Origin of the sequence: Cryobacterium sp. M15 (assembly GCF_002929675.1) — a bacterium.
GTDB classification, from domain to species: Bacteria; Actinomycetota; Actinomycetes; order Actinomycetales; family Microbacteriaceae; genus Cryobacterium; species Cryobacterium lyxosi.
In genome coordinates this window covers 42,017-68,784 of sequence record NZ_PJJW01000040.1, presented here as the reverse complement: position 1 = coordinate 68,784, position 26,768 = coordinate 42,017, and the positions used below count along the sequence as shown (strand labels likewise).

At 64.3% G+C, this 26,768-nt stretch carries 22 protein-coding genes; 10 read left to right on the top strand and 12 right to left on the bottom strand.

What is annotated here, in order from left to right; translation table 11 throughout:
* Positions 1 to 4: 4 nt before the first annotated feature.
* From CXY83_RS13500 to rplU, 7 genes are all read right to left on the bottom strand, one after another.
* On the bottom strand, positions 5 to 220 hold the full coding sequence (locus tag CXY83_RS13500; protein ID WP_104197852.1) for a hypothetical protein: 216 nt from the start codon (positions 218 to 220) through the stop codon (positions 5 to 7).
* A 114-nt stretch (positions 221 to 334) separates the two neighbouring features.
* Entirely contained in the window at positions 335 to 1,603 is a 1,269-nt protein-coding gene (locus tag CXY83_RS13495; protein WP_104197851.1) for a glutamate-5-semialdehyde dehydrogenase, read from the bottom strand.
* A gap of 44 nt (positions 1,604 to 1,647) precedes the next feature.
* Complete coding sequence (gene proB, locus CXY83_RS13490) at positions 1,648 to 2,454, bottom strand: glutamate 5-kinase (protein ID WP_104197850.1); 807 nt, start codon at positions 2,452 to 2,454, stop codon at positions 1,648 to 1,650.
* A 262-nt stretch (positions 2,455 to 2,716) separates the two neighbouring features.
* Entirely contained in the window at positions 2,717 to 3,523 is an 807-nt protein-coding gene (gene proB / locus CXY83_RS13485) for a glutamate 5-kinase (RefSeq protein ID WP_104197849.1), read from the bottom strand.
* Complete coding sequence (gene obgE, locus CXY83_RS13480; protein ID WP_104197848.1) at positions 3,520 to 5,199, bottom strand: GTPase ObgE; 1,680 nt, start codon at positions 5,197 to 5,199, stop codon at positions 3,520 to 3,522. Before obgE ends, proB (CXY83_RS13485) begins: the two co-directional genes overlap by 4 nt.
* Before the next feature lie 149 nt (positions 5,200 to 5,348).
* The gene (gene rpmA, locus CXY83_RS13475; protein WP_104128962.1) at positions 5,349 to 5,606 is read right to left on the bottom strand and encodes a 50S ribosomal protein L27; all 258 of its coding nucleotides are present in this window, start codon (positions 5,604 to 5,606) and stop codon (positions 5,349 to 5,351) included.
* A gap of 18 nt (positions 5,607 to 5,624) precedes the next feature.
* A complete protein-coding gene (gene rplU / locus CXY83_RS13470; protein WP_104081810.1) occupies positions 5,625 to 5,933 on the bottom strand; it encodes a 50S ribosomal protein L21 in 309 nt (102 codons plus the stop codon).
* A 226-nt stretch (positions 5,934 to 6,159) separates the two neighbouring features.
* On the opposite strand from rplU, the gene CXY83_RS13465 reads away from it, so the two are divergent.
* Positions 6,160 to 6,432 carry a DUF4031 domain-containing protein gene (locus CXY83_RS13465; protein ID WP_104197847.1) on the top strand — a complete coding sequence of 91 codons (273 nt, stop codon included), beginning with the start codon at positions 6,160 to 6,162 and terminating at the stop codon, positions 6,430 to 6,432.
* A gap of 411 nt (positions 6,433 to 6,843) precedes the next feature.
* On the opposite strand, the gene CXY83_RS13460 is transcribed toward CXY83_RS13465, so the two are convergent.
* Entirely contained in the window at positions 6,844 to 9,858 is a 3,015-nt protein-coding gene (locus CXY83_RS13460; RefSeq protein ID WP_233200978.1) for an Rne/Rng family ribonuclease, read from the bottom strand.
* A 304-nt stretch (positions 9,859 to 10,162) separates the two neighbouring features.
* Between CXY83_RS13460 and CXY83_RS13455 the strand changes: the two genes are divergently transcribed.
* On the top strand, positions 10,163 to 10,762 hold the full coding sequence (locus CXY83_RS13455; protein WP_199184969.1) for a vitamin K epoxide reductase family protein: 600 nt from the start codon (positions 10,163 to 10,165) through the stop codon (positions 10,760 to 10,762).
* Positions 10,763 to 10,836: 74 nt separating this feature from the next.
* On the opposite strand, the gene ndk is transcribed toward CXY83_RS13455, so the two are convergent.
* From ndk to ileS, 4 genes are all read right to left on the bottom strand, one after another.
* Entirely contained in the window at positions 10,837 to 11,259 is a 423-nt protein-coding gene (gene ndk / locus CXY83_RS13450; protein WP_104197846.1) for a nucleoside-diphosphate kinase, read from the bottom strand.
* Complete coding sequence (locus tag CXY83_RS13445; RefSeq protein ID WP_233200952.1) at positions 11,256 to 11,678, bottom strand: DUF4233 domain-containing protein; 423 nt, start codon at positions 11,676 to 11,678, stop codon at positions 11,256 to 11,258. The genes ndk and CXY83_RS13445 overlap by 4 nt, the downstream gene beginning before the upstream one ends.
* Positions 11,675 to 13,045, bottom strand: a complete 1,371-nt coding sequence (locus tag CXY83_RS13440; RefSeq protein ID WP_104198097.1) for a folylpolyglutamate synthase/dihydrofolate synthase family protein — start codon at positions 13,043 to 13,045, stop codon at positions 11,675 to 11,677. The genes CXY83_RS13445 and CXY83_RS13440 overlap by 4 nt, the downstream gene beginning before the upstream one ends.
* A 100-nt stretch (positions 13,046 to 13,145) precedes the next feature.
* Positions 13,146 to 16,586 carry an isoleucine--tRNA ligase gene (ileS, locus tag CXY83_RS13435; protein WP_369831169.1) on the bottom strand — a complete coding sequence of 1,147 codons (3,441 nt, stop codon included), beginning with the start codon at positions 16,584 to 16,586 and terminating at the stop codon, positions 13,146 to 13,148.
* Positions 16,587 to 16,930: 344 nt separating this feature from the next.
* On the opposite strand from ileS, the gene CXY83_RS13430 reads away from it, so the two are divergent.
* From CXY83_RS13430 to CXY83_RS13395, 8 genes are all read left to right on the top strand, one after another.
* Positions 16,931 to 18,634 carry an ABC transporter substrate-binding protein gene (locus CXY83_RS13430; protein WP_104197843.1) on the top strand — a complete coding sequence of 568 codons (1,704 nt, stop codon included), beginning with the start codon at positions 16,931 to 16,933 and terminating at the stop codon, positions 18,632 to 18,634.
* Between the two features lie 86 nt (positions 18,635 to 18,720).
* Entirely contained in the window at positions 18,721 to 19,659 is a 939-nt protein-coding gene (locus CXY83_RS13425) for an ABC transporter permease (RefSeq protein WP_104198096.1), read from the top strand.
* Positions 19,656 to 20,516 carry an ABC transporter permease gene (locus CXY83_RS13420; RefSeq protein WP_104197842.1) on the top strand — a complete coding sequence of 287 codons (861 nt, stop codon included), beginning with the start codon at positions 19,656 to 19,658 and terminating at the stop codon, positions 20,514 to 20,516. Before CXY83_RS13425 ends, CXY83_RS13420 begins: the two co-directional genes overlap by 4 nt.
* Entirely contained in the window at positions 20,513 to 22,288 is a 1,776-nt protein-coding gene (locus CXY83_RS13415; protein WP_104197841.1) for an ABC transporter ATP-binding protein, read from the top strand. Before CXY83_RS13420 ends, CXY83_RS13415 begins: the two co-directional genes overlap by 4 nt.
* A 127-nt stretch (positions 22,289 to 22,415) precedes the next feature.
* Positions 22,416 to 25,010: a valine--tRNA ligase gene (gene valS, locus CXY83_RS13410; RefSeq protein ID WP_104197840.1), complete on the top strand. Its 2,595-nt coding sequence runs from the start codon at positions 22,416 to 22,418 to the stop codon at positions 25,008 to 25,010.
* An 8-nt stretch (positions 25,011 to 25,018) separates the two neighbouring features.
* Positions 25,019 to 25,465, top strand: coding sequence for a GNAT family N-acetyltransferase (locus tag CXY83_RS13405; protein ID WP_104197839.1), 447 nt, complete (start codon positions 25,019 to 25,021; stop codon positions 25,463 to 25,465).
* Between the two features lie 3 nt (positions 25,466 to 25,468).
* A complete protein-coding gene (locus tag CXY83_RS13400; protein WP_104197838.1) occupies positions 25,469 to 25,738 on the top strand; it encodes a hypothetical protein in 270 nt (89 codons plus the stop codon).
* Positions 25,739 to 25,817: 79 nt separating this feature from the next.
* Positions 25,818 to 26,768 (top strand): hypothetical protein, encoded by a 951-nt coding sequence (locus CXY83_RS13395; RefSeq protein WP_104197837.1) that lies wholly within the window; start codon positions 25,818 to 25,820, stop codon positions 26,766 to 26,768.

The window sequence follows — 26,768 nt, the reverse complement described above, 5'->3', positions numbered from 1 at the left end:
GCTTCTAATGGCCACCGGTGTCGGAGGTGCCACCATGTCCACCGTGCGCGGCCGCGTAAGCATTGGCTTTGCCGCTGTGACGGTTCGCTACATCACGAAAGCTCCACAGCACGACCCCGAGGGCCAGGAACAACACAGCCGCGACCAGCGGGTAGACGACGAGCGGCAACGGCAGGGCGATGTGCTCGACCTCGGTCAGCACGGCAGTCAGAAAAGACATCGGTTCTCCATTCACGGGCTGCACAGGTTAGGCGCGGCTTGAGATGACAGCGACGGGTCGCAGGCTTGGCGACTCACGCCATCGCCCCATTCTAGCCGGACCCCGCCATCGGACCTAAGCACGCACCTGTCCGGTGCCGCGCACGATCCATTTTGTACTGGTCAATTCTGGTAAACCCATCGGCCCGCGAGCGTGCAGCTTCTGGGTAGAGATTCCCACCTCAGCGCCGAACCCAAACTCGCCGCCGTCGGTGAACCGGGTCGAGGTGTTGACCATGACCGCGGCCGAATCGACCTCGTTCAGAAAACGTTCCGCGTTCTGCAGGTCATTGGTGATGATCGACTCGGTGTGCCCCGTGGAATAGCGGCGAATGTGGGCGATGGCCTCGTCGAGTGAGTCGACGATTGCTACGGAGATGTCAAGACTCATGTACTCGGTGCCCCAGTCTTCGTCGGTCGCCGGGACCGCGGCCGGATAGATCGACCGCGTGCGGGCATCCGCATGGATGGTGACACCGGATGCCGCAAGCTTGGCCAACACGGCGGGAAGCAGTCGTTCGGCGGCGCTTCGGTGCACGAGAAGGGTTTCGAGGGCATTGCATACGCTCGGGCGGTGCGTCTTGGAATTGTGCACGATCTCGATCGCCCACTCCTTGGTGGCCGACTCATCAAGGAAGACGTGCACGACGCCCGCTCCCGTCTCAATGACTGGCACCTGGGACTGCGCCACCACGGTCTGAATGAGGGTGGCGCTGCCGCGGGGAATGAGCACGTCGACGTAGCCGCGGGCCTTCATAAGCTCGGTAGCACCGGCCCTACCAAAGGGATCGATGGTCTGCACTGAATCGGGGTTGAGTCCGGCGTCGATGATCGCGGCCTGCACCAGGCCGATGAGCACCCGGTTACTGTTCTCGGCAGCGGAACCGCCGCGGAGTACGACAGCATTTCCGCTCTTCAGCGCGAGGGCCGCGAGGTCGACCGTGACGTTGGGACGAGCTTCGTAAATGACCCCGATCACGCCGAAGGGAACGCGCACCTGGCTGATTTTGATGCCGTTGGGCAGGCTGCTGCCGCGCACGATCTGCCCGACCGGATCGGTGAGCAGCGCGATCTGGTCGACGGAATCCGCCAAGGCCAATATTCGGGGCTCGTCGAGCTTCAGCCGGTCCAGCAGTCCGTCACGGAGACCGTTGGTGACGCCGGCGGCGAGATCGGCCCCGTTAGCAGTGACGACCTCTGCGACATGGTCACGCAGCGCCTGGGCAATCAGCTTGAGGGCTTTGTTTTTTAGCTCCGTCGGCGCCGACGCGAGTGACACGGAGGCGGTGCGCGCGGCCTCGAGGGTGGGTGTGAGTTGGGCTACATCGTTCGGGGACTGCAACATACTCCGTAGTTTACGGGAGGCATCCAGGAGAGCATTCTCGGTTCTCAGGAAATCCGCAATGCCGATGGCGCCGTCGAGGGTTCGAACCAGGTTCCCACCGGGTCTCCGCGCAGAGCCTCGGCCACCAGCCCGGTAGCGGTGACCAGCACTGCGGTTCCGGCCTGGGCGGCGATGCGAGCCGCCGTCACCTTGGTGCTGGCTCCCCCGGTACCGACTCCATTGACGGTTGTGGCGCCAAATTTCATGCCGAGTAAGGGGTCACCGAACGCAACATGACTGATCCGCTCTGCCCCGGGCACGTCCGGTGGGCAGGTGTATAGGGCGTCCACGTCGCTGAGGAGCACCAGCAGGTCGGCGTCGATGAGAGTGGCAACGAGCGCGGCCAGCCGGTCATTGTCGCCGAATCGAATTTCGTGGGTGGCGACCGTGTCATTCTCATTGACGATCGGAAGTATACGCAGTGCCATCAGGCGTTCCATGGCGCGCTGGGCGTTGCCGCGGTGAGTAGCGTTGTCGAGGTCACTCGCTGTGAGCAACACCTGGCCGGCCACGATGTCGTAGCGATCGAGGCGGTCCTGGTATCGGAAGATCAGCAGATTTTGCCCAACGGATGCCGCCGCCTGCTGGGTGGCCAGGTCGGTGGGGCGTTCCTGCAGTTGGAGATAGGGCATTCCGATCGCGATAGCACCGGATGACACCAGAACCACCTCGGTACCCCGACCATGGGCTTCGGCCAAAGCATCAACGAGTAGCGCAATTTGACCGGAGTTCTCACCGCTGATCGACGAGGAGCCCACCTTGACTACGATGCGCGACGCCGATCGAACGACGTGCTGCGAGTGCGCCCTCATAGCCTCGCGAGCCCCACGATTTCACCACTCACGACGTGCAACCCCACGGACTCAACCTTCGGCGAAAAAACAACCGCGCCGAGCGCGGTTAGTGGCAGCTTACCGAATGCAGCGAACGTTTTTCACCGCCGCAAGTCGCCTGGTGGCGTCCGAAGAGCATCCATCTGCTGGGGGAAGGGAATCGTCACGCGGGAGGCGAGTCACAATGACACCCCTGACCAGGGTACTCACGTTCAGACACAGTGCGCCTGCCCCGACTTCACTAGAGCAGCGCGTGGCGCTCTTCAGTCGCTTTCGGTTCGAACCAGGTGCCGACGTGCTCGCCGCGGAGGGCGGCGGCGGCCAGCTCGGTTGACGTCACCAGAACAGCGGTGCCGGCCTCGGTCGCCAGACGGGCCGCCACGACCTTGGTGCTCGCTCCTCCGGTGCCGACTCCGGTCGCTCCGCTCGAGCTGAACACGAATGCGTCGAGTGGATCATCCGCGCCAATGAAGTCGAGCTTTACCGCCCCCGGCAGGTGTGGAGGCTTGGTGTAGAGCGCATCGACGTCGCTGAGCATGATCAACAGGTCCGCACGGATGAGTGTTGCCACCAGAGCAGCGAGGCGGTCGTTGCTTCCGAACCGCAAACCGTACACGGCCACGGTGTCGTTCTCGTTGACGACCGGCAGAATGCGCAGGTCGAGCAGGCGTTCGAGCGCGCGCCGGGTATTGCTGCGATGCGGTTCATTGAGCGCGTCACCCTCGGTCAATAGCACCGTGCCCGCCGCGATGCCGTAGCGGTCCAGGCTTTCCTGGTAGCGAAAGATCAATACGTTCTGCCCGACGGCGGCGGCTGCCTGCTGCGTGGCGACATCGCTGGGTCGCTCCTCGAGGTTGAGGAACGGCATTCCGGTGGCGACGGCACCCGAAGAAATCAGTACGACCTCGATCCCACGACCGTATGCCTCGGCCAAAGCGTCAACGAGGGGGGTGATCTGGTCGGAGTTCTCGCCGCTGATCGATGACGACCCCACCTTCACAACGACGCGTTTCGCGCCCGCTACGTTTTCTCTGGCTAAGCCACTCACTTCTGAATTTCCTCCACAGTGTCACTGTCGACGTCGTTGCTACGGTCGAACTCGGCTTCAGTCTCGGCTTCAGTCGCGGCTTCGTCCGCCGCCGACGAGGTGTCGGCGGCAGCGACTCCCCCATCGGTGGTCAACTCCACGTCGGCGAGGCGCACGTCTTCGTTGTATTCCTCTTCGCCGGTCTGCCACATGCCGGCTTCGCGCTCGCGAATAAGCTCGGCGCGGGCCGAGGACTTGGCGTCCATTCGACCGAAGTATTCCTCGCGGCGTTCGTTGCTCGTGCGGCGCTTGGGCTCGTCGAGGCGGGAATCGGTGCCGCGCGGAGCGGTGATCAGCTCGGCGGTCGAGGTCAGCGTCGGCTCCCAGTCGAAGACGACACCGTGGCCAGGGCCGATGATGACGGTCGAACCGGCAATAGCCCCCGACTTGTACAGCTGGTTCTCGATACCGAGTTTGGCGAGCCGGTCGGCGAGGAAGCCGACGGCTTCGTCGTTGGTGAAATCGGTCTGCTGAATCCAGCGTTCCGGCTTGGTACCGAGGATGCGGTAGATGTTGCCGAAGGTGCCACCCTCGACCTTGATGACGAAACCACCCTCGTCGACGGCCTTGGGACGGATGATGATGCGTGGCTTCTTCGCTTCGGCTGCGGCCGCCTCGGCGCGGCCCTGTTCCACGACCTCGGCAAGGGCGTAGTTGAGTTGCTTGAGACCCTCGTGGGTGACGCTGGAGATCTCGAACACGCGGTAGCCACGGGCTTCGAGGTCTGCCTTGACGAAGGAGGCCAGCTCGCGGCCTTCTGGCACGTCGATCTTGTTCAAAGCAACGAGCTGAGAACGCTGCAGCAGCGGCTTCTGCCCCTCGGGTACGGGGTAGGCGTCAAGTTCGCCAAGGATGACGTCGAGGTCGCTGATCGGGTCTCGGCCAGGTTCAAGTGTGGCGCAATCCAACACATGCAGCAGGGCGGTGCACCGCTCGACGTGCCGCAAAAACTCGAGGCCGAGGCCCTTGCCTTCGCTCGCTCCTTCGATGAGGCCGGGCACGTCGGCGATGGTGTAGCGCGATTCACCGGACTCGACGACGCCGAGGTTGGGGTGCAGCGTGGTGAAGGGGTAGTCGGCGATCTTGGGCCGAGCCGCACTCATGGCGGCGATAAGGCTGGACTTGCCTGCGGAGGGATACCCGACGAGCGCGACATCCGCTACGGTCTTGAGCTCGAGATAGACGTCGCCTTCCCAGCCGAGCGTGCCGAGCAGGGCGAAGCCTGGGGCCTTGCGCTTGGTCGAGGCGAGGGCAGCATTACCGAGCCCCCCCTGGCCACCGGGTGCGACGATGAGGCGCAGGCCAGGTTCGTTCATATCGAGGAGTTGGTTGCCCTCAACGTCTTTGACGACCGTGCCGATGGGCACCATGAGCTCGCGCAGGTCACCGTTATGGCCATTGCGGTGGTCGCCCATACCTGGTCCACCGTTGTCGGAGCTGCGGTGGGGCGAACGATGGTAGCCGAGCAGGGTGGTCGTGCTCGGGTCGGCGACGAGTACGAGGTCTCCGCCGCCGCCGCCGTTACCGCCATCGGGGCCGGCCAGGGGTTTGAACTTTTCGCGCTTGACCGAAACGCATCCGTTTCCTCCATTGCCCGCTCGTAAATGCAGCGTCACGTGGTCAACGAATGTGGCCATGGAGTGCCCCTTTCAGGTGGCGCAAGAAGTGCTTCAAAACACGGTGCTATGAAACTATGTGCGGTAATCAAATCTGTCACGGACAAACACGTCAGGGCGGACCGAAGCCCGCCCTGACGCTGTGCTAACAATTACTGTGGTGTGGAAACCTACGCGGCTGCGACCACAATGTTGATGACCTTGCGGCCACCCTTGGCGCCGAACTGCACGGAGCCGGCCTCGAGGGCGAAGAGCGTGTCGTCTCCGCCACGACCGACGTTGATGCCGGGGTGGAAGTGCGTGCCGCGCTGACGAACGATGATCTCGCCCGCGCCGACAACCTGACCTCCGAAGCGCTTCACGCCGAGGCGCTGGGCGTTCGAGTCGCGACCGTTGCGAGTGGAACTCGCACCTTTTTTGTGTGCCATCTGTCTATCTCCTCAGGCCTAGGCGATGCCGGTAACCTGAACGCGAGTGAGCTCCTGACGGTGCCCCTGACGCTTCTTGTACCCGGTCTTGTTCTTGAACTTCTGGATGACGATCTTCGGACCGCGAAGGTTGTTCAAAACCTCGGCCGTGACCTTGATCTTGGCCAGCGACGTAGAGTCAGAGGTGATCTTGTCGCCGTCGACGAGAAGCACGGCGGCCAGCTCGACGTTGCCGTCCTTGTCAGCCTTGATTCGGTCCATCGTCACGATGGTACCGACCTCTACCTTCTCCTGCCGCCCTCCGGCGCGCACAACTGCGTAAACCACTTTACGTACCAATCGTTGGGGAGCCCCAAAAGACTCCGAATCTGGAAATTTGCTGCATGGCCGGGCCGGTTGGCCCAGAGCACTCAGAAAATCATGGTGTTTGCGTTGATATTGCCTAACGCACACCAAGGGTTGACTTTACCTGATCCGCTACCCGTGGTCAAACCAATGGCGCGGCGTGTCTGAACCACGGTGTCTGAACCAGTGCGGCTCATAGACTTCGATCATGGCAATACTTATCGACCAGCCTAGCTGGCCGGCGCACGGAACGGTGTGGGCACACCTCGTGAGTGATGCGAATCTTGACGAATTGCACGCTTTCGCGGCCGCAGCCGGCGTTCCGCGACGTGGTTTCGACCGTGACCACTACGACGTCCCTGAGGCTCGCTACGCCGATCTGGTCGCCGCCGGGGCACTGCCGGTGAGCTTTCGCGAGATGATCGTGCGGTTGCGCTCCAGCGGGCTGCGTGTGACGGCTCGAGAACGGCGTCTCGGATAGCAAACTGCTTCCCGCGTACGCTCACGTAGCGTCGAACCCGAGCACGCCGGGGCGCCGCAAACCGGCCGCAGGTTCACGACCACGATCGTCGCATTCGCTGCCTCGGCGCTGACCGGGCACCGTCGAAAAAGTTTGGTGTCACGCTTCAGCGATCGGCAACCTGTTCAGAAGGCAGAATATCGTTCGCCTGATCCACCGGCAGAATTTCGACCGGGGTGAACGCGACCGGGTCGCTCGCCGCGCTCACGCCCGCATCGAATCGGTGGGCGTGCCACGAGGATGTGGCAGCCCCATCCGACGACCCGCTGCGTAGTGTCGATGGTGAGCAGGTCCCCTGGGGCAAGGCCGGCAGGCCATCGCCGCAGGAGACCTACGCACCGATTGCGTTATCGCCTGGCCTGGCGCCGCGGCCTATTCACCCGGCGGCAACTGGCTCGGTGCCGATGCGGACGTCGCCGTACCCGTCTTGGACAGAATGGCCTGCCCACCAGGACCCCCGGCGGTCGTGACGCGGCGGCTGCGCGCGCGTCCCTGACCGGGAAGTTTCGGCTCGGGCAGCGAATCCAACACCGAGTCCAGCAGCTGGTCAGTGACCTGCTTGCTGGGGCGCCGCGCGGTACGCGTCGCCTTCTTCACCGGAATGTCGAGGATATCGACAGACTCCGATATATCGGCTGCGAGCGACTGCACGGCGACGGGCGACTGCACGGCCGGCGCCCCAGCCGGCAGGGCGCTGCGACCACCGCGGGTGCGGGGCGCCCCTGCCATGGCGGCGGTGCCGACGAGTGGCTCGGTGACCGGCGTAGTCAATACGGCTGCGTCGGTCTGTTCCGTGTTGGCCTGACCGATGTTCCCCGGCTCGGCGTCCGCCTGTTCCGTGCCAGCCTGCTTCGTGCCAGCCTGACGAGCACGAGCTTGTTCGGACCGCGACTGCTGGCCGCGCCCGCCCTGACCGCGCGAACGAGACTGACGGCCTCGTGAACGCTCGGCAGTCATCGGTTCGACCGCTTCGGTGCTGGCGGGTCCAGCGCCAGCCAGCTCGGTGCTGGCCAGTTCGGTGCTCGCCAGTTCCGTGCTGGCCAGTTCCGTGCTGGCCAGCACAATGCCAGCCAACTCGGTGCCAGCCAGCTCGATACTGGCAGCCCCGGTGGTGGCAGTACCGGTGGTGACCGGTGCGACCTTCGCTGCACCAGCATCAGCATCCGCTGCCCGCGTATCCGAAGCTGGGATGATCGCGATGGAGCCGGTGCGGGTGATGGTACGAGCGGCGATCAGCGCGAGGGCCTGCTTGGCGTCCTCCGTGATGCCGTGGGTGCCCTGACCGCTTTTCGGCGCGTCGAACCCGGCGCTGCTGCCGGAATGCGCGTCACGGTTGAAACCGTCGCGCTGGCCCGAATTGTCGCGGCCGTTTCCCGACCCGTTGTTTCCTCCACCGTTGGTGCCCGCCGCATTGCTGCCGCCCTTGGCGCGCGGACGGCGTTCCTGCGGCGGCTGCGCGGTCTGGCGGTGTTTGGTGACCGGGTCGTGGTGCACGATGATGCCGCGGCCGGCGCAAGTCTCACAGTCTTCGCTGAACGATTCCAACAGTCCGAGGCCGAGCTTTTTGCGCGTCATCTGAACGAGCCCGAGCGAGGTGACCTCGGCCACCTGGTGCTTGGTGCGGTCTCGACTGAGGCATTCGATCAGCCGGCGCGACACGAGGTCGCGGTTGGACTCGAGCACCATGTCGATGAAGTCGACCACGATAATGCCCCCGATATCGCGCAGGCGCAGCTGGCGCACGATCTCTTCAGCCGCTTCGAGGTTGTTCTTGGTGACGGTCTCTTCGAGGTTTCCCCCACTGCCGACAAACTTGCCGGTGTTGACGTCGACGACGGTCATGGCCTCGGTGCGGTCGATCACGAGGGATCCGCCGGACGGCAACCAGACCTTGCGGTCGAGGGCCTTTTCGATCTGCTCCGAGATGCGGAACGCGTCGAAGGAATCAATCTCGCCCTCGTAGGTTTCAACGCGCTCGAGCAGATCGGGAGCGACCTGGCTGAGGTACGTCTCAATCGTGGACCGCACGTCGGGGCCGGCCACGACCATGCGCTGGAAGTCTTCGTTGAAGACGTCCCGCACGATTTTGACCAGCAGGTCGGGCTCGCTGTGCAGCTCGGCGGGCGCCTGCGCGGACTCGACCTGCTCAGCGATGTTCGCCCACTGCTCACGAAGCCGGTTGACGTCGACGGTGAGCTGCTCATCGGTCGCGCCCTCAGCAGCGGTGCGTACGATCACGCCAACATTGTCGGGGAGTACCTCTTTGAGAATCTTCTTCAGGCGGGCGCGTTCGGTGTCGGGAAGCTTGCGGCTGATGCCGTTCATCGAACCGTTGGGTACGTAGACCAGGTAGCGGCCAGGCAGGGAGACCTGGCTGGTGAGGCGGGCACCCTTGTGCCCGATCGGGTCTTTAGTGACCTGCACGAGCACCTGGTCGCCGGGCTTGAGCGCGAGCTCGATGCGGCGGGCCTGATTGTTGCTGCCGGAGTTCTCGGCGGCAGCATCCCAGTCAACTTCACCGGAGTAGAGCACAGCGTTGCGACCACGCCCGATGTCGACGAAGGCGGCTTCCATGCTTGGGAGCACGTTCTGCACTCGCCCGAGGTAGACGTTGCCGATGAGGGAGGCGTCCTGGTTCTTGGCGACGTAGTGCTCGACCAGCACGCCGTCTTCAAGCACACCGATCTGGATTTTATTGTGCTTGGCGCGCACGACCATGAGGCGGTCGACGGACTCACGACGGGCGAGGAACTCAGCCTCCGTGATAACCGGGCGGCGACGTCCGGCGTCACGGCCGTCGCGGCGACGCTGCTTCTTTGCTTCGAGCCGGGTCGATCCCTTGATGCGCTGAGGTTCGGTGATGAGTTCGGGTTCGCGCGGGGCGCGTACCTTGACCACCGTATTGGCCGGGTCGTCGGTGCCTGATCTGTTCTCATCGCCGGTGCGCCGACGGGCTCGACGACGAACCGTCGTCGCCTCTTCTTCCTCGTCGTCATCCAGATCGCGCTCTTGCTGGTGCGACTCCTGCGCCGAGCGGATACCCGTGCGTGCCATCATCGGCAGAATTTCCGGTGCCTGGAACAACAGGGACAACGACGGGCGTACGGGTGCCGCTGCCTGCGCGGCTGGTCCGTCGTTCGCCGTGTCGTTTGCCGGCGTTGCAGCGGTCATCTGCTGCGCTCCGGTGACGTTGTTGTACTCCGCGATGGTTGTCTTGGCGGGTACAGGTTCAGCGGTTGCAGGTTCAGCGGTTGCAGGCTCAGCGGTGACTGACGCTGCCGGGGCCTCGATCGCTGGTTCTGTCGAACGGGTGACCGGCGCCTTCCGGGTTGATTTGCGAGGGCCGAACAGGCTCTTGCGTTTCTTGTTTTCGTTGTCTTCCACCATCACTGGTGCGCTCCTTGACCGCTGTGGATGACCGCGCCACCCACCGGTTACTCTCTCGTGCGGGATTGTCACCTTCGTGACGATTCCGCGAACTTTTTTTACTACGGCACCCGGCGTTGCCCCCTGTTGCTGTTCGGGGACTGTGCTCTGGCTGCAAATACTTCGGATCGTGGGACCCTAATTCTGGGCGACTATTGCCCAGGCAAGCTTCTTTGGCGTCTGCTTGAGCGCGGCTCAACGACTACCAGTGATTATCGCATGTAATCGCACAAACCCACGCAGCACGCGTGGCATAATCGCAAGCGTGCCTCAGACAGAGCGTTCTCAGCGTCCAACCGGCCTGGCTATTTTCCTGATCATCGCCGGATTAATCGCACTCGCAGCGGCATTCGCCCTCACACTCGACAAGATCCGCCTGCTGGAGGATCCGAACGCTCAATTGAGTTGCAGCTTCAGTGTTCTCATCGGATGCGCGACCAACCTCGCCTCGCCCCAGGGCGCAGTGCTCGGCTTTCCGAACCCGCTGATCGGGCTCGTCGCCTGGAGCGTGGTTGTCACGATCGGTGTCGCCATTCTGGCCGGGGCCAAATTTGCCCGCTGGTTCTGGATCGGCCTGAACGTTGGGATGCTCGCCGCGATTGTTTTCGTGATCTGGCTGATCGCCCAGAGTATTTTCGTGCTAGACGTGCTGTGTCCGTGGTGCATGGTGACCTGGGCGGTGACCATTCCGGCCTTTTTGGCTGTGACGCTGTATAACTTCACGGTGGGCAATCTGCCCGGTGGGGCATCCGTTCGCCGTGTGGCCGACGCCGCGTATTCCTGGATATTCGTCATAACCATCGTCTGCTACATCGTGTTCTTCATCGTCGCGCAGGTCAACATGGACGTGTTGAATCGGCTGTGACGCGCTGGTGCAGACAGAAGTGGCCCGCCTCACTGATGAGACGGGCCACTCCTGGCCTACCGGATGCTGTTCGGTCAGTCGAACCAGAGCGCGAGCTCACGCGCGGCCGACTCGGGCGAGTCCGAGCCGTGCACGAGGTTCTGCTGAACTTTGGAGCCCCAGTCACGGCCGAGGTCACCGCGGATCGTGCCGGGCGCGGCGGTCGTGGGATCGGTCGTGCCGGCCAGGGCGCGAAACCCCTCGATGACCCGGTTGCCTGCGACGCGGAACGCGACGATGGGCCCACTTTCCATAAATTCAACGAGCGGCTCGAAGAACGGTTTGCCCTCGTGCTCGGCATAGTGTGCCGCGAGAAGCGAGCGGTCAGGCTCGACCAGCTTCACGTCAACCAGGGAGTATCCCTTGGCCTCGATGCGGCGCAGGATCTCGCCGGTCAGGTTGCGGGCAACGCCGTCGGGTTTGACCAAAACGAGGGTTTCTTCGACCGTGGTGTTCATTCAATCTCCTTCTGATGATCTATTCGTGAGCCGGTGACCATGCAGTACGTCCACATGGCAGCAAAGAGTGCGCCAACAAAAAACATGGCCGGGGTGATGAACCCGGTAGCGATGATGACCGCCTGCAGCAGCCAGCCGATCGGGTAGGACCAGCGAAAACGGAGCAGTGCGATCAGGACGACCATGGCCAGGCACAGCAGCACACCGCCAATGATGACAGTCAGCGGTGAGACCGGACCCGGCTCGGTCGCCACCGATACCAGCCCGAGAGTGACCACCGCACCAAGAAATACGACGATGGTTTCGAAGCCGAGCACGATGGTAGCGAGTGTGCGTTTGACCGAGCGCGGGCCGGGCGACCGGCGAAACCGACCTGCGCGCGAGTCAGCGTCTGCATCGTCGGCGCCCACGGAGCTCATTTCTCCATCCATTCGCCGGCGACCGCCAGGGTGATCGCTTCGCCGACGAGCACGATCGACCCGGTGACGAGCACGGCACGCTTGGGGGCCTCGGCGGCCCATTCCCGTGCGCTCTCCAGCGCGCCGGCCAGGTCGTCGAAGCGAAAAGTAACCTCATCGCTCGTCCACTCGGCGATGTTGTCAGCGAGGTCGTCCATGCGCGCGGCGCGCTCGGAGTGCGGCTCCGTGACGTAGAACCGGTCGACCTGGGGGGCGAGGGCGGCAATGATGCCCTCGGCGTCCTTGTCGGCGAGAATCCCGACAACCACGGCGATTTCATCGAAGTCGAAGTAGTCCTCGAGGGCGGCGGCGAGAGCGCCGGCGCCGTGCGGGTTGTGCGCGGCGTCTACGAGAACGGTCGGTTCGATGCCGACGAGCTGCAAGCGACCGGGCGAAGTCGCCGTGCCGAGGCCTTCGGCAAGCAGGTCACCGACCAGCGCCTGGCTGCCCGCGCCGAGGAACGACTCGACGGCAGCAATGGCAAGCGCCGCATTGTGGGCCTGATGAGTGCCGTACAGCGGCAGGAACAGGTCCGTATAGGTGCCGGCGAGACCGCGGACCGAGATGACCTGCCCGCCGACAGCGACGGTACTGGAAATCAGTTCGAAGCCCTCGTTCTCACGCGCGAGCGTCGCCTCGCTCAGCTCGGCGGCACGGTTGAGTTCGGCCTGCACGTCGGCGCTCTGCGCTGCGGAGACAACGGCGGCTGCCGGCTTGATGATGCCGCTCTTGGTGCGGGCGATCTCGGCAACGGTCGTGCCGAGTCGCAGGGTGTGGTCCAGCGCGATCGGCGTGAACACCGCGACCTGCCCGTCGGCGACGTTGGTGGAGTCCCACTCGCCGCCCATCCCGACCTCGATCACGGCCACGTCTACCGGCGCGTCAGCGAAGCAGGCGTACGCGAGCACGGTGAGCGCCTCGAAGAAGGTCAGCGGCACTTCGCCGGCGGCATCGAGTTCGGCGTCGACGAGCTGCAGGTAGGGCTGGATGTCGGCCCAGTTAGCGGCAAGGATCTGGTCGCTGATCGGCTCGCCGTCAATGACGATGCGCTCGTTCAGCCGCACCAGGTGCGGGCTGGTGAGCAGACCAGTGCGCAGCCCGTAGGCCCGAACAATGCTCTCGACCAAGCGGCTCGTGCTGGTCTTGCCGTTCGTGCCGGCCACGTGGATGATCGGGTACGACCCCTGCGGGTCGCCGAGAAAATCGAGGGCGCGCCGGGTTGGGGCCAGGCGCGGCTGCGGCTGCGATTCCCCCACCCGCTGCAATAATTCAGCGAAAACAGCGTCGCCGGCTTCGCGAAAAGCGTCCAGCGGAGCCGGCTGGTTCATCGGCTCCTCGTCGTCGCCGCGCCCGGTGATGTTCTTCCAATCAGTGCTGTCGTCGGCGGGTGCGCCGTCGGTAGGGGTGTCGTCGATGGGGGTGTCGTTCTCAGACAAGGATGGCTCCGTTCACGCGCGCGACGGCCACAATGACGGCGCCCTGGTTGACATAGTGGTGTGCTTCAAACCGGACGTAGTGTTCGACGGGAGCGCCGACGCGAGCCTCGAGCCACTCCGACGGCAACTCCGCAAGAATTTCCCCGGTTGACGGGCGATGCGTGGTGAAACTCGTGGCGAGTGTCTCGGCCGCCACATCGACCCCGAGGGCGAGGTCGAAGGATTCGGCATCCGTTTCGCTCTGAAAGACCAGATCGAGACGGATGCGGTCGCTCACCGAAAAACCGGCCGACTTGCGGGTGTCCTGCACGGCGCGAATCAGGTCGCGGGCGAAACCCTCAGCCTCAAGTTCGGGCGTGGTGTTCGTCGCGAGAAGCGCAAAACCGCCGCCGGGCAACAACGCCAAGGCCGTCCCGCCGTCAGTACCGACGTTGTTCGCTTCGAGAGTCAACTCGAATTCGCTCGCTTCGAGCGCGATGCCACCGGCCGTGACGACGCCGTCGGACTCGCTCCAGTCACCGGCACGCGCGGCCTTGATAACGTGCTGCACCTGCTTACCGAGGCGGGGACCGGCAGCCCGGGCGTTGACGACGAGCTTGCTCGTGACACCGTAGGCGGCGGCACTGTCATCTTCAAGCTCGATCAAGGTGACCGTTTTCACATTGAGCTCATCGCGGAGGATTCCCACGAACGCCGAAAGTGCGGCGGTATTGCCGGTGACGACGGTGAGGTTGGTCAACGGCAGGCGCACGCGCAGGCTTGCCTGCTTGCGAAGCGATAACACGGTGCTGCTGATCAGGCGCACCTGGTCCATCGCGACGACCAGGTTCTCGTCGGCGGGGAACAGGGTGGCGTCTGGCCAGTCCTCGAGGTGCACGCTGCGACCGCCGGTCAGGCCCTGCCAGATGCGCTCGGTGACCAGCGGCAGCAGCGGCGCGGTGACCCGGCAGAGGGTTTCGAGAACGGTGAAGAGGGTGTCGAAGGCTTCGTGGGCGGTAGCACCTTCGGCCGCTCCACCCCAGAATCGGTCGCGTGACCGGCGCACGTACCAATTGGTGAGTACGTCGGCGAAGTCGCGCAGGCGAGCAGCCGCGACCGTACTATCGAGCGCTTCGAGATCGGTCGTGACACCCACAATCAGGTCACGGGTCTTGGCGAGAAGGTAGCGATCGAGAACGTCGGTGGAGTCGGTGCGCCACTGGCCTTCATAACCCCGTGAGTCGGAGCCGGTGGCACCGTCGGTTCCTGAGGCGTTGGCGTAGAGCGAAAAGAAGTACCAGGTGCTCCACAAAGGCAGCATGACCTGGCGGGCAGCCTCGCGAATGCCCTCCTCGGTGACGACGAGGTTGCCGCCGCGCAGCACCGGCGAGCTCATCAGGAACCAGCGCATGGCGTCGGCGCCGTCACGGTCGAAGACCTCATTGACGTCGGGGTAATTGCGCAGCGACTTGCTCATCTTCTGGCCGTCGTTGCCGAGCACGATGCCGTGGCTGACCACGTTTTTAAACGCGGGCCGGTCGAACAATGCAGTAGAGAGCACGTGCAGCAGGTAGAACCAGCCGCGGGTCTGCCCAATGTACTCGACGATGAAGTCGGCCGGGTTGTGCGCCTCGAACCAGTCCTTGTTCTCGAACGGGTAGTGCACCTGGGCGAACGGCATCGAGCCGGAGTCGAACCAGACGTCGAGCACGTCATCGATGCGGCGCATCGTGGACTGGCCGGTGGGGTCGTCGGGATTCGGGCGGGTGAGTTCGTCGATGTAGGGGCGGTGCAGGTCGGTGGGGCGTACGCCGAAGTCGGCGGCCAGTTCGTCGAGTGAGCCGTAGACATCCGTTCGTGGGTACTCGGGGTTGTCGCTTTTCCAGACCGGGATGGGCGAGCCCCAGTACCGATTACGGCTGATGGACCAGTCGCGGGCGTTGCCGATCCACTTGCCGAACTGGCCGTCTTTCACATTCTCCGGAACCCAGTTCACTTCCTGGTTGAGCTCGACCATGCGCGGGCGAAAGTCGGTGACGCGCACGAACCAGCTCGACACCGCCTTGTAGATAAGGGGGTTGCGGCAGCGCCAGCAGTGCGGGTACGAGTGTTCATAGCTGGCCTGGCGCAGCAGCCGGCCGTTGGCTTTGAGCAGCGCGGTGAGGGGCTTGTTGGCATCGCTCCAGAGCACTCCGGCGACCTCGGGAACGTCACTGAGAAACTTTCCGCCGTCGTCGAGGGAGAGGATGACCGGGATGCCGGCGGCCTCACCGATTTTCTGGTCCTCCTCGCCGTAGGCGGGCGCCTGGTGCACGATGCCGGTGCCGTCGCTCGTGGTGACATAGTCGGCGACGAGGATGCGCCACGCGTTCTGGGTGCCCCAGATCGATGCGTCGGCGTAGTAGTCGAACAGGCGGTCGTAGGAGACCCCCTCGAGTGCGCTGCCGAGCACGGTGCGCGATACGGCAGCGGATGCTTCCGCTGCGTTCTCGTAGCCGAGGTCTTTCGCGTAGTTGCCGACCAGGTCGATCGCGATGAGGTATTCGGCGCCGAGCACCTCAGCTGACGCCACTGCCCCCTCGCGCAGCACCTCGGCGTCTGGCGTTCCGTTTGGGCCGGCCGGCACCACGGCGTAGACAATTGTGGGGCCCACGGCGAGCGCGAAGTTCGTCGGCAGGGTCCACGGGGTCGTGGTCCAGGCCAGGGCCCGGACCGCTGTGAGGCCGAGCGCTTCGGCTTTAGCGCCGATCAGCGGAAAGGTCACGGTGACCGTCTGGTCCTGGCGCATCTTGTAGACGTCGTCGTCCATGCGCAGTTCGTGGTTGGACAGCGGGGTCTGGTCGCGCCAGCAGTACGGCAGCACCCGGTAGCCCTCATAGGCGAGACCCTTGGTGTGCAGCTGCTTGAAGGCCCAGATCACCGATTCCATGAACGTGATGTCGAGGGTCTTGTAATCATTGTCGAAGTCGACCCAGCGAGCCTGGCGAGTGACGTACTCTTCCCAGTCCTTGGTGTACTCGAGCACCGACTCGCGAGCGACGGCATTGAACGCGGCCAGGCCCATCTCTTCGATCTGGCTCTTGTCGGTGATGCCGAGCTTGCGTTCGGCCTCGAGCTCGGCCGGCAGGCCGTGGGTGTCCCAGCCGAAACGGCGGTGTACCTGCTTGCCGCGCATGGTTTGAAACCGTGGGAACAGGTCTTTGGCGTAGCCGGTGAGGAGGTGACCGTAGTGGGGCAGGCCGTTGGCGAAGGGTGGTCCGTCGTAGAAAGTCCATTCCTCGGCGCCTTCACGCAGGTCGATCGAGGCCTGAAACGTGTCGTCGCTCTTCCAGAAGGCGAGTATGTCGGCTTCCAGCGCGGGAAAGTTCGGCGACGGAACGATGTTCGCGCCGGGCGTCGGCTCACCGTTCAGGGGGGTGCTGCCACTGGGGGCGTTGCGCTTCTTGGGGTACAAATTGCTTCTCCTACCGGGACGGGTCACAGGGGCCCTGCTCCACGAGGACGAACGATCCTGTAGAAATCGCCGCGGTACCACCTCGCTTGCCGCCCACACTTGCCGGGCGACCGCTTGTTCACAGGCTGTGACGGGCCCGACTCGTTCGGTTCTACTGAGCTGTCCACCCGGGGGTGAGCATCCGTTCTTCCGAAGACTTCCCGGTGATAGCCGGGTCACTGTCATTCGCGTTTGATTCTACCGGAACGCAGGCGGCGTTAGTGTTAAAGGCCGGTTCATTCGCACGAGGGGCCGGTTCAACGTGCTATCAACTCGGCAGCGAATGCCGGGGAAAGAGTTTGTGAATGCCTACCCGGCCCGCCTCCCACAGCCCCGCCCCAACTGGCACTCCGGCGCGAACCGCTCCACGGCGCACTACTCGTGCGCTTGGTTCCCTCGCCGGCCTGGTCGCCCTCGGGCTGCTCGTAGCCGGCTGCACCGCGGCCGGTTCGACCAAATCGGTCGGTGAGCCCAAAAGTGGCGGCACGATCACCTACGCCTCGGGCGACGCCGAACCAAGCTGCCTCGACCCGCACGTCGGCGGAAACTTTCCCCAGGCGCTGGTCAGCGCCCAATACCTCGAGTCGCTCGTCTCCCGCAACAGCAGTGGCCAGATCATCCCCTGGCTGGCCGAGTCCTGGGTTCCGAGCGCCGACGGCCTGACCTGGGAATTCACCCTGCGCGACGACGTGACTTTCACCGACGGCACGGTTTTCGACGCGAGCGCGGTGCAGGCCAACATTGCTCATCTGCAAGACCCGACGACGCTGTCCTCGACCGGATACCTCGCCCTCGGTAAGGTCACCGGCACCGAGGCGGTCTCCCCCACCGTCGTGCGCTTCACCCTCAGCGAACCCGACAGTGCCCTGCTGGAATCGCTGTCCCAGCCGTGGCTCGCCATCGAATCGCCGGCGGCGCTCGAACGCAGCCAGGACGAGAACTGCGCTGCCCCGGTCGGCACCGGCCCGTTTATCGTGGAGAGCTGGGTGAAACAGAACGCCATCACCCTGGTGCGCAACGATGACTACGTTTCCCCGCCAGCGGATGCCGGCCATTCCGGTCCCGCCTACCTCGACACGGTTATCTGGCGGTTCATTCCCGATTCCGCTTCGCGGTACGCAGCCCTGCAGTCCGGCGAGGTCGACGTGATCGACAACGCCCAGCCCGACACGATCGTGCAGGCCGAACAGAGTGATTCACTCGAAGAGCTCGATTCCCCGCGTCCCGGCTCTTCCAACCGCATCGAACTGAACTCGGGTCAAGCTCCCTTCGACGATGTGCGCGTTCGGGAGGCGTTCATCCGGTCGGCGAACGTCGACGACGCCGTGTCGAGCCTGTTCCAGGGCACGGCGACCCGCTCGTACTCGGCACTGTCGAGCGTCGAGCCGACCGCCGTCTCGAACGCCGCCCTGTTCGCCTATGATCCGACCGCTGCCGGTACCCTGCTCGATGAAGCCGGCTGGAACGAGACTGATGCCGACGGTTACCGCATCAAAGACGGCGTTCGCCTGACGGTGGAGTTTCCGGTGAGTACCAACCAGTCCATTCCCGCCGAGCAGAGCGTATTCGAGCAGATCCAGGCCACGGCGAAGGCCACCGGTTTCGAGGTAAAACTGCGCCCGATGGATCTTTCCAGCTGGTACGCCGCCCTCGCCAGCAACGACTACGACGCGGTCAGCGCGCCGTACACCAAGGTCGGCCCCGACGTACTGCGCATTCTGTACCACTCCGACAGCATCGTGCCGGCACCGAGCGGCTATTTCGCCAATCTCGCCCAGGTCAGTGACCCCGCGATCGACGAGCTGCTCACGACTGCTGCGAGCACGGCGGATGCCACAGAACGCGCGGCACTCTATTCCGATGCCCAAGACCGCATTCTGGAGGGCTTCTACATTCTGCCGCTCTACGACCAACAGAACCACTTTCTGCTGCGTAGCGACGTGATAGGCCTGCGTACCCTGCCGACCGTGGCCGTTCCCACGCTGTACGACGCGTGGCTGAACCGGTAGCGCCGGCCGGTCGCCCCGGACCGGGCCGGGCTCTCCCCGACCGGGACGGTGCCAGCGCGCGCGCTCGATTCCCCGTCGCGCTCGAGATGTTGGCCCTTGTGCTTTCCCGACTCGCAGCCCGACTGGCCGGAGCGGTCTTCGTGCTGTGGATGGTGGCCACCATTACGTTCTTTGCGGTGCGACTCATTCCGGGTGACCCCGCCCAGGCCGTTCTGGGGGGTCCGGGATCGCAAGCCTCGCCGGAGGCGCTTGCTGCCGTGAGCGCCGAATATGGCTTCGACCAACCGGTGATCGTGCAGTATTTCGCCCAGCTGGGCCGGCTCATAACCGGCGACCTCGGGCGGTCGTATGCACTCAACATGGATGTCGGACCGCTCGTGCTCAGCCAGCTCGGCGGCACCCTGCTCCTGGCCGTTCTTGCCCTTATTCTCGCCTGGCTGCTCGCCCTCGCCCTCGCCACCTGGTCGACCCGCGGCGGCAAAGTCGCCGCCCGGGTAGGGTCGAGCCTTGAAATCGTCGCGGCCGCACTGCCACACTTCTGGCTCGCGACCTCGTTGATCGTCGTGTTCAGCATCGGGCTCGGCGTGCTGCCGCCGATCAGCACCGGCGAGATCGCCGGGCTCGTGTTGCCGGTTCTCACCCTGGCCGTTCCTCTGGCCGGATTTCTCGGGCAGATCATGCGCGAATCGCTCCTCGGCGCGCTGGAGAGCCCCTTCGTACTCTCGGCTCGCGCCCGCGGCGAGAGTGAGCGTGGTGTGCGCTGGGTGCACGCGCTGCGCCACGCCTCGCTGCCAGCGATCAGCCTCTCCGGATGGGCGTTCGGTTCCCTGATCAGCGGTGCGGTCGTCGTCGAGACCATTTTCGCCCGCCCCGGCCTCGGCCGCACCCTGCTCAATGCCGTGACGCTTCGGGACGTTCCGGTGGTGATCGGCGTGGTCATGATCGTCGCGGTCGCCTATATCCTGATGACACTGCTCACGGATGCTGCCAGTCGCCTCGTTGATCCGCGATTGCGTCTGACATGAGCGACCTCGAAGTGCAGGCCGGCCTCGCGGCCCAATCCCGCCGGTCCGGCCCGTCGCGCCGTCTCGGGGTTGCCGAGGCAACAGCTGGCGTTCTCGCCTTGTTCCTGGTGGCATCAGCGGTGGTGCCACAGTTGTTGGCACCGGGCGACCCCCTCGCGATCGACCCGCTCTCGGCGTTCCAGCCGCCGAACTTCGCACACGGGTTCGGCACCGACGAATCGGGCCGCGACATCTACACCAGAGTCGTGCACGGCACTCAGTATTCACTCGTGATCGGGGCTGCCGCTACCGCGATCGGACTAGGGCTCGGCATCGTGCTGGGCACCCTGGCTGGGATGCTGGGCCGTGTCATCGATTTCACCGTCAATCGATTTCTTGAGGTACTTTTCGCTTTTCCGGGGTTACTCCTGGCGCTTTTGTTCATTGTCATCTTCGGCCCCGGCGTGGTCACCGCGACGATTGCTGTTGGACTGTCGACAGCACCCGGGTATGCGCGCATCATCAGGGCCCAGCTGATTACCGTGCGATCACAAGCGTTCGTCGAGGCGGCGACCGTGCTCGGCCGCACTCGGTGGCAGATTCTGCTGCGCCACATTCTGCCCAACACCCTCGCCCCCCTGTTCGTTCTCGCAACCCTCGGCATCGGCCAGGCCATTGTCTGGGCGGCAACGCTGAGCTACCTCGGGCTCGGCGCCGAACCGCCGACCGCGGAGTGGGGCGCCATGCTCTCGGCCGGGCGCACCTACATCACCTCGGCCTGGTGGATGAGTTTCTTTCCCGGCCTGTTCATCGTGCTGACCGCCGTGACCGCCACGGTACTCGGCCGCAGCATCGACCGGCGGATGAGGCACGTATGAATGGGCCGGTACTCACAAGTGACAGTGCTGCCGCGTTGACCGTGCGCAATCTGCGGGTTGATTTCGGCTCGGCCGAACCGGTCGTTCGCGGTGTGTCGTTCGTCGTCGCCCCGGGTGAGTGCCTCGCCATCGTCGGCGAATCCGGCTCGGGCAAGAGTGTGACCGCCCGCAGCCTGCTTGGTCTGGCCGGTAGGAATTCCCGGGTCAGTGCCGACCGGCTCGAGCTCGGCGGGCAGAACGTTCTGGGGCTGACCGATCGCGCATGGCAGGCCCGACGAGGCAAGGACGTCGGCCTGGTGTTACAGGATGCCCTGGTCTCGCTCGATCCGCTGAGGCCGATCGGCCGAGAGATCGCTGATTCGCTCCGGCTGCACACCACTCTTGGTGCTGCGGGCCGGGCACGGCGGGTGCTCGAGCTGCTCGACGCGGTCGGACTGCCGCACCCCGAATTGCAGGTGCGCAAGCTCTCGGGGCAGCTATCCGGCGGCGAACGTCAACGCGCTTTGATTGCGGCGGCAATTGCGTTGAACCCGCCGCTGCTGATCGCCGACGAACCGACGACGGCGCTCGACGTCACCGTACAGGCGCAGATTCTGGCACTGCTTGAACAGATCACCGGTGCCGGAACCGCCGTGCTTCTGATCAGCCATGACCTGGCCGTGGTGAGTCGGGTCGCACACCGGGTCGCCGTCATGCACGACGGACAGCTCGTGGAAACCGGCCGCACAACACAGGTTCTAGGCTCGCCCCAGCACGAGCAGACCCGGCGAATGGTCGCCGCGATACCGGCCGACAAACCACGCGGCACGCGACTGAGCCCGTCCGCCAGGCCGGACGCACCGCGCACTCCCGACACACCGCGCACTCCCGACACACCGCGCACTCCCGACACACCGAGCATTCCCGACACACCGCGCATTCCCGACACACCGAGCACTCTCAGCACACCGAGCACTCTCAGCACCTCGACCAATTTCGGCGCTGAGGTTTCGCTCGAGAGCACCGTCGTGCTCGAAGCCATCGGGCTGTCGAAGAGTTTTCGACGCCCCGATGGCACCAGCCAGCTCGCCGTCGACGACGTCTCGTTCACATTGCACCACGGCAGTACCCTCGGCATCGTCGGCGAATCCGGCTCCGGCAAAACCACGGTAGCTCGTCTTCTGCTCGCGTTGCTGGCGCCAGAGCACGGTGAAGTTCACGTCTTCGGCGAGCCGTGGAGCGCGGCCAGCGAAAAGACCAGGCGCGGACTGCGGGCATCCGTTGGGGCGATCTATCAGGACGCCCTCGGCTCGTTCGATCCGCGCTGGAGTGTCGCCGAAATCCTCACCGACGCCCTGAACCTGCGGCACGAGCGCGGCGCACCGCACACGACGACGCGACTCACCAGCCTGCTCGACGAGGTCGGCCTTGCGCCGACCGTGCTGCCCCGACGCCCGCTCGAACTCTCCGGCGGGCAGAGACAGCGGGTTGGTATCGCCCGGGCGCTAGCCGGTCGACCCGAGATTCTCATCTGTGATGAACCCGTCTCCTCACTCGACGTGACGGTTCAGGCCCAAGTGCTCGATCTCCTTGACGACGTGCAGCGAGAGCGCGGGCTCAGCCTCATCTTCATCTCGCACGATCTCGGTGTCGTGCAACACATCAGTGATCAGATCGCGGTCATGCGTGACGGGCGCATCGTAGAAATCGGCCCGGCGGAGCGCGTCTTTGCCACGCCACAGCATCCATACTCGGCGCAGTTACTCGCCGCAGTGCCCCGCGCACCCGTGTGAAACGAGCGCATTCGCGCTGGGGAGGAAGGCCCCCGTTCGGGGAAAAAGAGCCGATCGGGTAGATTGGATGGGCACACTCGGGCACCTCACCATTCACACGGTGCCGAATACACCGAACCGGAGAGTTATGACCCACGCCGACCGCGTCCCCGAAAAGCCTGCGCTCGAAGGGCTCGAAACCAAGTGGGAGTCCCGCTGGGAAACCGACGGCACTTACCGATTTGCACGAGCGAACGCCACCCGCGAGACGATCTACTCGATCGACACTCCCCCGCCGACCGCATCTGGTTCACTGCACATCGGCCACGTTTTCTCGTACACCCACACCGATGTCGTTGCCCGTTTTCAGCGGATGCGCGGCAAGAACGTGTTCTACCCGATGGGCTGGGATGACAACGGTCTGCCCACCGAACGCCGAGTGCAGAACTTCTACGGCGTGCGCTGCGACCCCTCGCTCGGCTACACCGAGAACTTTGTTCCACCGTTCGAAGGTGGAGACGGCAAGAGCTCCAAGGCCGCCGACCAGTTGCCGATCAGCCGCCGCAACTTCATCGAACTGTGCGAAACCCTCACCAAAGAAGATGAGAAGCAGTTTGAAGCCCTCTGGCGTACCCTCGGCCTGAGTGTCGATTGGACCCAGACCTACCGCACCATCGGCCAGGAGGCGCTGTTCACCTCGCAGCTCGCTTTTCTTGGCAATGTCGCACGCGGCGAGGCGTACCAGGCGATGGCGCCGACCCTCTGGGACGTCACTTTTCGCACCGCTGTGGCCCAGGCCGAACTCGAAGACAAAGAAATGCCCGCCGCGTATCACCGGGTGTCGTTTCTCAAGCCCGACGGCAGCACGATCGAGATCGAGACAACCCGCCCCGAACTTCTCCCGGCGTGCGTCGCCCTCGTCGCGCATCCCGATGACGAACGCTACAAGCATCTGTTCGGCACTACCGTGACGACGCCGGTGTTCGGTGTCGAGGTTCCCGTGCTCGCGCACCACCTCGCCCAGAAGGACAAGGGTTCCGGAATCGCCATGATCTGCACCTTCGGCGACGTGACCGACGTGGTCTGGTGGCGCGAACTCGACCTGCCCAACCGCGCCATCATGGGTTTCGATGGTCGCATCATCGCAGAAGCCCCGGAGGCGATCACCTCCGTCGTCGGCCGCGATGCGTATGCGCAGCTTGCCGGCAAGACCGTGTTCGGCGCGAAGGCCGCCGTGGTTGAGCTTTTGACAGCCAGCGGTGACCTGATCGGCGAGCCGAAGCCGATCGTGCACGCGGTCAAGTTCTTCGAAAAGGGTGACAAACCGCTGGAGATCGTTTCGACTCGCCAGTGGTATATCCGGAACGGTGCCCGCGACGAAAAACTGCGCGCACGGTTGCTCGAGCACGGTACCGAGCTGGCCTGGCACCCTGAATTCATGAAGGTGCGCTACGAGAATTGGGTGAATGGTCTCACCGGCGACTGGCTCATCTCCCGCCAGCGCTTCTTCGGCGTGCCTCTGCCCGTCTGGTACCCGCTCGACACCGACGCCAACCCGGTGTTCGACCAGCCGATTGTCGCCACGCGCGACCTGCTGCCGGTTGATCCCTCTTCGGATGCCGCGCCCGGCTATACCGAGAACCAGCGCGGCGAGGCTGGCGGTTTCGTGGGCGAAGTCGACGTCATGGATACCTGGGCCACGTCCTCGCTCACTCCGCAACTTGCCGGTGGCTGGGAGCGAGACCCGGAACTGTTCCAGCTCGTCTTCCCTTATTCGCTGCGCCCGCAGGGCCAGGACATCATCCGCACCTGGTTGTTCTCCACCGTGCTGCGCGCCGAGCAGCAACACGGTGTGTCGCCGTGGCAGCATACCGCGCTCAGCGGCTTCATCGTCGACCCCGACCACAAGAAAATGTCGAAGTCGAAGGGCAACGTCGTCACCCCGGCCGACATGCTCGAGAAGCACGGATCCGACGCGGTGCGCTACTGGGCGGCATCCTCGCGCCTGGGCACCGACGCGGCCTTCGACCCACAGAACCCGACGCAGATCAAGATCGGCCGTCGCCTCGCCATCAAGATTCTGAACGCGAGCAAGTTCGTCTCCATGTCGCAGGGCAGCAGTACGGCCCCGATCACCGAACCAGTCGACCAGAGCATGCTCGCCGGCCTCACCGCGGTCGTCGCCCAAGCCACGACCGCGTTTGAGAACTACGATCACGCGCGCGCGTTGGAGACCACGGAAAGCTTCTTCTGGACCTTCTGCGACGACTACCTCGAGCTGGTGAAGGAACGTGCCTACGGCGAGCCCGGGCCCGGCCAGGCTTCCGCCGTTGCCGCGCTGCGCACTGCACTGGCGACACTATTGCGCCTGTTCGCGCCGTTCGTTCCGTTCGCGACCGAAGAAGCCTGGTCCTGGTCGAACGACGGCTCGGTGCACACCGCGCCATGGCCGGTCGCAGCCGATCTGCTCGGCAGTGACGAGGTTGCCACCGGCAATATCGCTCTGCTCGATCTGGCCAGCCGCGCTTTGACGGGAATCCGTCGTGCCAAAACGGATGCGAAGGCGTCGCAAAAGTCCGAGGTGGATTCCGCAGTAATATGCGGTGCTCCCGCCGAGATCGCCCTGCTCACCCTGGCCGCCGCTGATCTCAAAGCTGTTGGTCGCATTCACAATCTGACCTTTGTCGACGGCAGCGAACTCGCTGTGACCGACATCGTGTTCGCCACCGTGTTGGAAAGTTAGGAAACCAGATGTCAGTGACCGTTCGCCCACTGGGCGACAAGGACTTTTTTGCCTGGCTGGGCCTGTTCGAAGGCTACAGCGCGTTCTACGAGAGAGAACTGACCGATCAGAAAGCCCTGCAGGTGTGGAGCTGGATTATCGACGCGAACAACGCCCTTGTTGGTGCCGTGGCGGTCAACGACGATGGTGACTTCGTCGGCTTTGCCCACTATCGCACCGTTCCGCGCACCCTTAGCGGCGACTTGGCGCTGTTCCTGGACGATCTCTATGTGGCCGAGGACGCGCGCAAGAATGGCGTCGGCTCCCTTTTGATGGAATTCACCAAGACCTATGCCCGGGCGCACAAGCTGGCCCAGATTCAGCTCGTGACCGCCGCCGAGAACGCAACCGCGCAGGTGCTCTACGACCAGCTCGGAACGCGTACCGACTGGGTCACCTACGAGATCGACGTCTAGATCATGCAGTTAGGCACCCGATGGGCCCTGGGCGGCACCCTGCCGGCGGGGCTGCCGCAGGTTGTTGAGATCGCCGTGCGATCGGTCGAAGAAGACGTCGCGGCGCTGGCCGTCGACAGCAGCACGTGGCGCTGGACCCTGACCTGGCTGGAGTCCAAGCCGGTGATCGAGCTCGACGATGGCACCATCATCCGGTTCAACCCGGTCGACGACAGCGCAACCATCACGCAGCCGTCAACCAACGTCGACGATGATGACGAGGAATGGATTTAGGGTCTCACGTGTAGCTGCGCGATGACACGCCTGCTAGCCTTTTGTGTATCACCTGAGTGATACACAAAAGGCGGCGTGCATGTTGTTTCTCATCTACTTCCTACTCGTTTTCCTGGTGGTCGGAATTGTTCGGGTGGGTAGCCGAAAAAGCCTGGCCCGTCTCGTCGTGACGGTTCCCGGGATTGGCACGGTGACCGCGCGCAGGTTCGCGCGCTCGATCATGCTTCGCAACGTCGGCACCCTCGCGGCCGGCGGAGTCACGCTCTGGGCGCTCGACCGGGTCAACCAGGCGCAACCGGGCTGGTATGGTTTGCCGCTGATGCTGGCCCCCGGCGTCGCTGCGGCAATCGGCCTGCTGGTCTTCGCACTGACCCCCACTCGCATCGTGACCGACCGGCCTAAACGCCGCTCGGCGAACCTGGTGCCGCGCCGAGTGTGGACGTACGGACCGGCCTGGGGATTCCTGCTGCCGCTTTGTGCTGCAGTGGCCGTGGTCGTCTTCGCGATCATCGCCGGTTTGGCCGCAAGCGCGCCGCCTGACGGCGCTTTTCGTTCGATCACCATCGGCTCACGCACAGCGGGCCCCTACCCGGGCTGGTATTACGGTGTGCCGTTGATCGGCTTGACCGTGCTGCTTGCCGCGGCGACACTGTTCGCACTCGGTCGAATCGCCTCGGCAGCGCGCTCAGAACAATTCGACGAGCTCGATCGGTCCGTGCGAGTTCTGGCCACGCGCGTCGTCATGCAGCTCAGTTCTGGAGCACTGTTTCTCTACTCCGGCGGCGTGTTGCTCGTCGCCGGCTGGGCCACGAGAAACGCTGCAATCACCTTCCTGCCCGGCGGGGCTATCTCCGCTGTGCAGCCAGCCGCCGCCTTCGGTCTCACCGAGCTGGTCGCCGGGCTGGTCGTCGCTCTACTCGGAGGGGTTCTGGTCAGCCTCTCGATCCTGGATGCCACCACGCAGCCACTCGGCCGCGTTTATCCGGCACGCGCCTCGACAGCGAATGCGGCATCCACTCAGCACTCATGA

Bases quoted from the DNA above. Each gene is read 5' to 3' on its own strand.
- CXY83_RS13500 (WP_104197852.1), bottom strand. From the start codon at position 220: ATGTCTTTTCTGACTGCCGTGCTGACCGAGGTCGAGCACATCGCCCTG.
- CXY83_RS13495 (WP_104197851.1), bottom strand. From the start codon at position 1,603: ATGTTGCAGTCCCCGAACGATGTAGCCCAACTCACACCCACCCTCGAG.
- proB (WP_104197850.1), bottom strand. From the start codon at position 2,454: ATGAGGGCGCACTCGCAGCACGTCGTTCGATCGGCGTCGCGCATCGTA.
- obgE (WP_104197848.1), bottom strand. From the start codon at position 5,199: ATGGCCACATTCGTTGACCACGTGACGCTGCATTTACGAGCGGGCAAT.
- rpmA (WP_104128962.1), bottom strand. From the start codon at position 5,606: ATGGCACACAAAAAAGGTGCGAGTTCCACTCGCAACGGTCGCGACTCG.
- CXY83_RS13465 (WP_104197847.1), top strand. From the start codon at position 6,160: ATGGCAATACTTATCGACCAGCCTAGCTGGCCGGCGCACGGAACGGTG.
- CXY83_RS13460 (WP_233200978.1), bottom strand. From the start codon at position 9,858: ATGGTGGAAGACAACGAAAACAAGAAACGCAAGAGCCTGTTCGGCCCT.
- ndk (WP_104197846.1), bottom strand. From the start codon at position 11,259: ATGAACACCACGGTCGAAGAAACCCTCGTTTTGGTCAAACCCGACGGC.
- CXY83_RS13445 (WP_233200952.1), bottom strand. From the start codon at position 11,678: ATGAGCTCCGTGGGCGCCGACGATGCAGACGCTGACTCGCGCGCAGGT.
- CXY83_RS13440 (WP_104198097.1), bottom strand. From the start codon at position 13,045: ATGAACCAGCCGGCTCCGCTGGACGCTTTTCGCGAAGCCGGCGACGCT.
- CXY83_RS13430 (WP_104197843.1), top strand. From the start codon at position 16,931: ATGCCTACCCGGCCCGCCTCCCACAGCCCCGCCCCAACTGGCACTCCG.
- CXY83_RS13425 (WP_104198096.1), top strand. From the start codon at position 18,721: ATGTTGGCCCTTGTGCTTTCCCGACTCGCAGCCCGACTGGCCGGAGCG.
- CXY83_RS13420 (WP_104197842.1), top strand. From the start codon at position 19,656: ATGAGCGACCTCGAAGTGCAGGCCGGCCTCGCGGCCCAATCCCGCCGG.
- CXY83_RS13415 (WP_104197841.1), top strand. From the start codon at position 20,513: ATGAATGGGCCGGTACTCACAAGTGACAGTGCTGCCGCGTTGACCGTG.
- valS (WP_104197840.1), top strand. From the start codon at position 22,416: ATGACCCACGCCGACCGCGTCCCCGAAAAGCCTGCGCTCGAAGGGCTC.
- CXY83_RS13405 (WP_104197839.1), top strand. From the start codon at position 25,019: ATGTCAGTGACCGTTCGCCCACTGGGCGACAAGGACTTTTTTGCCTGG.
- CXY83_RS13400 (WP_104197838.1), top strand. From the start codon at position 25,469: ATGCAGTTAGGCACCCGATGGGCCCTGGGCGGCACCCTGCCGGCGGGG.
- CXY83_RS13395 (WP_104197837.1), top strand. From the start codon at position 25,818: ATGTTGTTTCTCATCTACTTCCTACTCGTTTTCCTGGTGGTCGGAATT.